The sequence below is a fragment of the Intrasporangium sp. DVR genome (genome assembly GCF_040365325.1).
GTDB lineage: Bacteria > Actinomycetota > Actinomycetes > Actinomycetales > Dermatophilaceae > Intrasporangium.
This window is the reverse complement of the sequence record NZ_BAABZW010000021.1, coordinates 1-5,476: the sequence shown is the minus strand read 5'-3', so window position 1 is coordinate 5,476 and position 5,476 is coordinate 1. Positions and strand designations below refer to the sequence as shown.

The 5,476-nt window shown below is 57.1% G+C and carries 3 rRNA genes; all 3 read left to right on the top strand.

The features are described from left to right. Positions 1-247 precede the first annotated feature (247 nt). A 16S ribosomal RNA gene (locus ABWV20_RS16150) occupies positions 248-1,769 on the top strand. 375 nt (positions 1,770-2,144) lie between these two features. Further along, positions 2,145-5,274, top strand: a 23S ribosomal RNA gene (locus ABWV20_RS16145). Between the two features lie 76 nt (positions 5,275-5,350). Then, positions 5,351-5,467 (top strand): 5S ribosomal RNA (rrf, locus tag ABWV20_RS16140). Together the 16S, 23S and 5S rRNA genes form the textbook arrangement of a ribosomal RNA operon. The last annotated feature ends 9 nt before the right edge of the window (positions 5,468-5,476 follow it).

The following is a 5,476-nucleotide window of genomic DNA, read 5'->3' as shown; positions in this document are numbered from 1 at the left end:
TTGAAGGGTTGCCCCGGAGGTTGGCCTGGTTGGGCTGGTTGATGGTGTGTGTCCGATTCTTGAGAACTCAACAGCGTGTCAAAAATCGATGCCAAGTTTTACCTCGTGGTGGGGTGTGGCTGGCTGCCTGTTTGGGTGGTTGGTTGTGTCCTGCTCGATTTTTATCCTTTGGTTGATTTTGAATTTCTAGCTTTTTGCTAGTTGTTCTTGCTCAGCTGGTGATTTTGCCCTTCGTGGGTTTTTTACTTCAACGGAGAGTTTGATCCTGGCTCAGGACGAACGCTGGCGGCGTGCTTAACACATGCAAGTCGAACGGTGATGACAGGGCTTGCCTTGTCTGATCAGTGGCGAACGGGTGAGTAACACGTGAGCAACCTGCCCCAGACTCTGGGATAACTCCGGGAAACCGGAGCTAATACCGGATATGACACCAATCCGCATGGGTATGGTGTGGAAAGTTTTTCGGTCTGGGATGGGCTCGCGGCCTATCAGCTTGTTGGTGAGGTAGTGGCTCACCAAGGCGACGACGGGTAGCCGGCCTGAGAGGGCGACCGGCCACACTGGGACTGAGACACGGCCCAGACTCCTACGGGAGGCAGCAGTGGGGAATATTGCACAATGGGCGAAAGCCTGATGCAGCGACGCCGCGTGAGGGATGACGGCCTTCGGGTTGTAAACCTCTTTCAGCAGGGAAGAAGCGAAAGTGACGGTACCTGCAGAAGAAGCACCGGCTAACTACGTGCCAGCAGCCGCGGTAATACGTAGGGTGCGAGCGTTGTCCGGAATTATTGGGCGTAAAGAGCTTGTAGGCGGTTTGTCGCGTCTGCTGTGAAAATCCGGGGCTCAACCCCGGACTTGCAGTGGGTACGGGCAGACTAGAGTGTGGTAGGGGAGACTGGAATTCCTGGTGTAGCGGTGGAATGCGCAGATATCAGGAGGAACACCGATGGCGAAGGCAGGTCTCTGGGCCACTACTGACGCTGAGAAGCGAAAGCATGGGGAGCGAACAGGATTAGATACCCTGGTAGTCCATGCCGTAAACGTTGGGCGCTAGGTGTGGGGCTCATTCCACGAGTTCCGTGCCGCAGCTAACGCATTAAGCGCCCCGCCTGGGGAGTACGGCCGCAAGGCTAAAACTCAAAGGAATTGACGGGGGCCCGCACAAGCGGCGGAGCATGCGGATTAATTCGATGCAACGCGAAGAACCTTACCAAGGCTTGACATACACCGGACACATCCAGAGATGGGTGCTTCTTCGGACTGGTGTACAGGTGGTGCATGGTTGTCGTCAGCTCGTGTCGTGAGATGTTGGGTTAAGTCCCGCAACGAGCGCAACCCTCGTTCTATGTTGCCAGCACGTGATGGTGGGGACTCATAGGAGACTGCCGGGGTCAACTCGGAGGAAGGTGGGGATGACGTCAAATCATCATGCCCCTTATGTCTTGGGCTTCACGCATGCTACAATGGCCGGTACAAAGGGTTGCGAAGCCGTGAGGTGGAGCGAATCCCAAAAAACCGGTCTCAGTTCGGATTGGGGTCTGCAACTCGACCCCATGAAGTCGGAGTCGCTAGTAATCGCAGATCAGCAACGCTGCGGTGAATACGTTCCCGGGCCTTGTACACACCGCCCGTCAAGTCACGAAAGTCGGTAACACCCGAAGCCGGTGGCCCAACCCTTGTGGGGGGAGCCGTCGAAGGTGGGACTGGCGATTGGGACTAAGTCGTAACAAGGTAGCCGTACCGGAAGGTGCGGCTGGATCACCTCCTTTCTAAGGAGCAGCTTCCATCGCCGGCTGTGTGCTGGTGGTGGCAGAGCCTGGTCTGTCCCCGAGTGTGGGGCAGCGGGTGCTCATGGGTGGAACATCGATTAGTTGGCGTCTGGATCTCGTGTCCTGGCAAGTACAAGCCGTTTGGAGCCCTTGGGTGGGTGAGGCGGTGGAACGCTGGGGGTCGGGGTGTGGGTGTCTGGCACGTTGTTGGGTCCTGAGGGATCGGGCCGGGTGTCTCTTGCTGCCGTTGTGGTGGTGGGGGGTGCGCGCCGGTGTCTCTGGGTGTGGGCCTCGCCGAGGGCGCGACGTTGTCGTGTCGGGTGCGGGGTGCCGGTTGTATGTTGAGAACTTCACAGTGGACGCGAGCATCTTTGTGGCCAAGTTTTTAAGGGCACACGGTGGATGCCTTGGCACCAGGAACCGAAGAAGGACGTAGGAATCTGCGATAAGCCTCGGGGAGTCGATAACCAGACTGTGATCCGAGGATTTCCGAATGGGGAAACCCGGCTGGAGGCAAGTCCAGTCACCCGCGCCTGAATATATAGGGCGTGTGGAGGGAACGTGGGGAAGTGAAACATCTCAGTACCCACAGGAAGAGAAAACAACAGTGATTCCGTGAGTAGTGGCGAGCGAAAGCGGATGAGGCCAAACCGGGCGTGTGTGATAGCTGTCAGGCGTTGCACGTCCGGGGTTGTGGGACCTCTCGGTCGGGACTGACATCCCGGCATGGAGTAAGAAATCTGCGTCATAGTCGAAGAGCATTGAATGGCTCGGCACAGAGGGTGCGACCCCCGTAGACGAAATGGCGTGGACTCCAGAGGGGGATCCCAAGTAGCACGGGGCCCGAGAAATCCCGTGTGAATCTGGCAGGACCACCTGCTAAGCCTAAATATTCCCTGGTGACCGATAGCGGACAAGTACCGTGAGGGAAAGGTGAAAAGTACCCCGGGAGGGGAGTGAAATAGATCCTGAAACCGTGTGCCTACAATCCGTCGGAGCCTCCCCCCGTTGGGGGTGTGGGGTGACGGCGTGCCTTTTGAAGAATGAGCCTGCGAGTTAGTGCTCAGTGGCGAGGTTAACCCGTGTGGGGAAGCCGTAGCGAAAGCGAGTCCGAACAGGGCGCCCATAGTCGCTGGGTCTAGACCCGAAGCGGAGTGATCTACCCATGGCCAGGTTGAAGCGCAGGTAAGACTGCGTGGAGGACCGAACCCACTTAGGTTGAAAACTGAGGGGATGAGCTGTGGGTAGGGGTGAAAGGCCAATCAAACTCCGTGATAGCTGGTTCTCCCCGAAATGCATTTAGGTGCAGCGTCACGTGTTTCTTACCGGAGGTAGAGCTACTGGATAGCCGATGGGCCTCACCAGGTTACTGACGTTAGCCAAACTCCGAATGCCGGTAAGTGAGAGCGTGGCAGTGAGACTGCGGGGGATAAGCTCCGTAGTCGAGAGGGAAACAGCCCAGATCACCAGCTAAGGTCCCTAAGCGTGTGCTAAGTGGGAAAGGATGTGGAGTTGCTGTGACAACCAGGAGGTTGGCTTAGAAGCAGCCACCCTTTAAAGAGTGCGTAATAGCTCACTGGTCAAGTGATTCCGCGCCGACAATGTAGCGGGGCTCAAGCACACCACCGAAGCTGTGGCATTGACATACTGCTCGGCCGTGACACCTGAGGGTTCACGGTCCAGGCGTGTTGATGGGTAGGGGAGCGTCGTGTGGCCAGGGAAGCGGCGGAGTGATCCAGCCGTGGAGGCCACACGAGTGAGAATGCAGGCATGAGTAGCGAAAGACGGGCGAGAAACCCGTCCGCCGAATAACCAAGGGTTCCAGGGTCAAGCTAATCTGCCCTGGGTAAGTCGGGACCTAAGGCGAGGCCGACAGGCGTAGTCGATGGACATCCGGTTGATATTCCGGAACCGGCGAAGAACCGCCCCTGACGAGGCTTGTGATGCTAAGTGCCTGAAGCACGCCCACCGACCCTTCGGGGTCACCGGGCGTGTGGAGCGCACGAACCGAACTTGTAGTAGTCAAGCGATGGAGTGACGCAGGAAGGTAGCCGCCGCGTGGCGATGGTAGTCCACGTCCAAGGGTGTAGGGCGAGGTCCAGGCAAATCCGGACCTCATGAAGCCTGAGACCTGATAGTGACCGCGAATGCGGGAAGAGGGTGATCCTATGCTGCCGAGAAAAACTTCTAGCGAGGTTCGAGCCGCCCGTACCCCAAACCGACTCAGGTGGTTAGGTAGAGAATACCAAGGCGATCGAGTGAATCGTGGTTAAGGAATTCGGCAAAATACCCCCGTAACTTCGGGAGAAGGGGGGCCCTGATCGTGAACCCACTTGCTGGGGGAGCGTGATCGGCCGCAGAGACCAGGGAGAAGCGACTGTTTACTAAAAACACAGGTCCGTGCCAAGTCGCAAGACGATGTATACGGACTGACGCCTGCCCGGTGCTGGAACGTTAAGGGGACGGGTTAGCCGCAAGGCGAAGCTCAGAACTTAAGCGCCAGTAAACGGCGGTGGTAACTATAACCATCCTAAGGTAGCGAAATTCCTTGTCGGGTAAGTTCCGACCTGCACGAATGGCGTAACGACTTCTCCACTGTCTCAACCACGAACTCGGCGAAATTGCACTACGAGTAAAGATGCTCGTTACGCGCAGCAGGACGGAAAGACCCCGGGACCTTTACTACAGCTTGGTATTGGTGTTCGGTACGGCTTGTGTAGGATAGGTGGGAGACTGTGAAGCCGTCACGTCAGTGATGGTGGAGTCAACGTTGAAATACCACTCTGGTCGTTCTGGATATCTAACCTCGGTCCGTGATCCGGATCAGGGACAGTGCCTGGTGGGTAGTTTAACTGGGGCGGTTGCCTCCTAAAAGGTAACGGAGGCGCCCAAAGGTTCCCTCAGCCTGGTTGGCAATCAGGTTTCGAGTGTAAGTGCACAAGGGAGCTTGACTGTGAGACAGACATGTCGAGCAGGGACGAAAGTCGGGACTAGTGATCCGGCGGTGGCTTGTGGAAGCGCCGTCGCTCAACGGATAAAAGGTACCCCGGGGATAACAGGCTGATCTTGCCCAAGAGTCCATATCGACGGCATGGTTTGGCACCTCGATGTCGGCTCGTCGCATCCTGGGGCTGGAGTAGGTCCCAAGGGTTGGGCTGTTCGCCCATTAAAGCGGTACGCGAGCTGGGTTTAGAACGTCGTGAGACAGTTCGGTCCCTATCCGCTGTGCGCGCAGGAAACTTGAGAAAGGCTGTCCCTAGTACGAGAGGACCGGGATGGACGAACCACTGGTGTGTCAGTTGTTCCGCCAGGAGCACCGCTGATTAGCTACGTTCGGAAGTGATAACCGCTGAAAGCATCTAAGCGGGAAGCACGTTTCAAGATGAGGTTTCCACGGCCGCAAGGCCGAGAGGCTCCCAGCTAGACGACTGGGTTGATAGGCCGGATGTGGAAGCACAGCAATGTGTGGAGCTGACCGGTACTAATAAGCCGACAACTTGACCAACAAAGAAGCTACGCGTCCACTGTGCGGTTCCCGAGATACAAACGGGACACACCCGCAACACATATCTCCATAGAGTTACGGCTGCCATAGCGAAGGGGAAACGCCCGGCTCCATTCCGAACCCGGAAGCTAAGCCCTTCAGCGCCGATGGTACTGCACTGGTGACGGTGTGGGAGAGTAGGACGCAGCCGGACAACCATTCA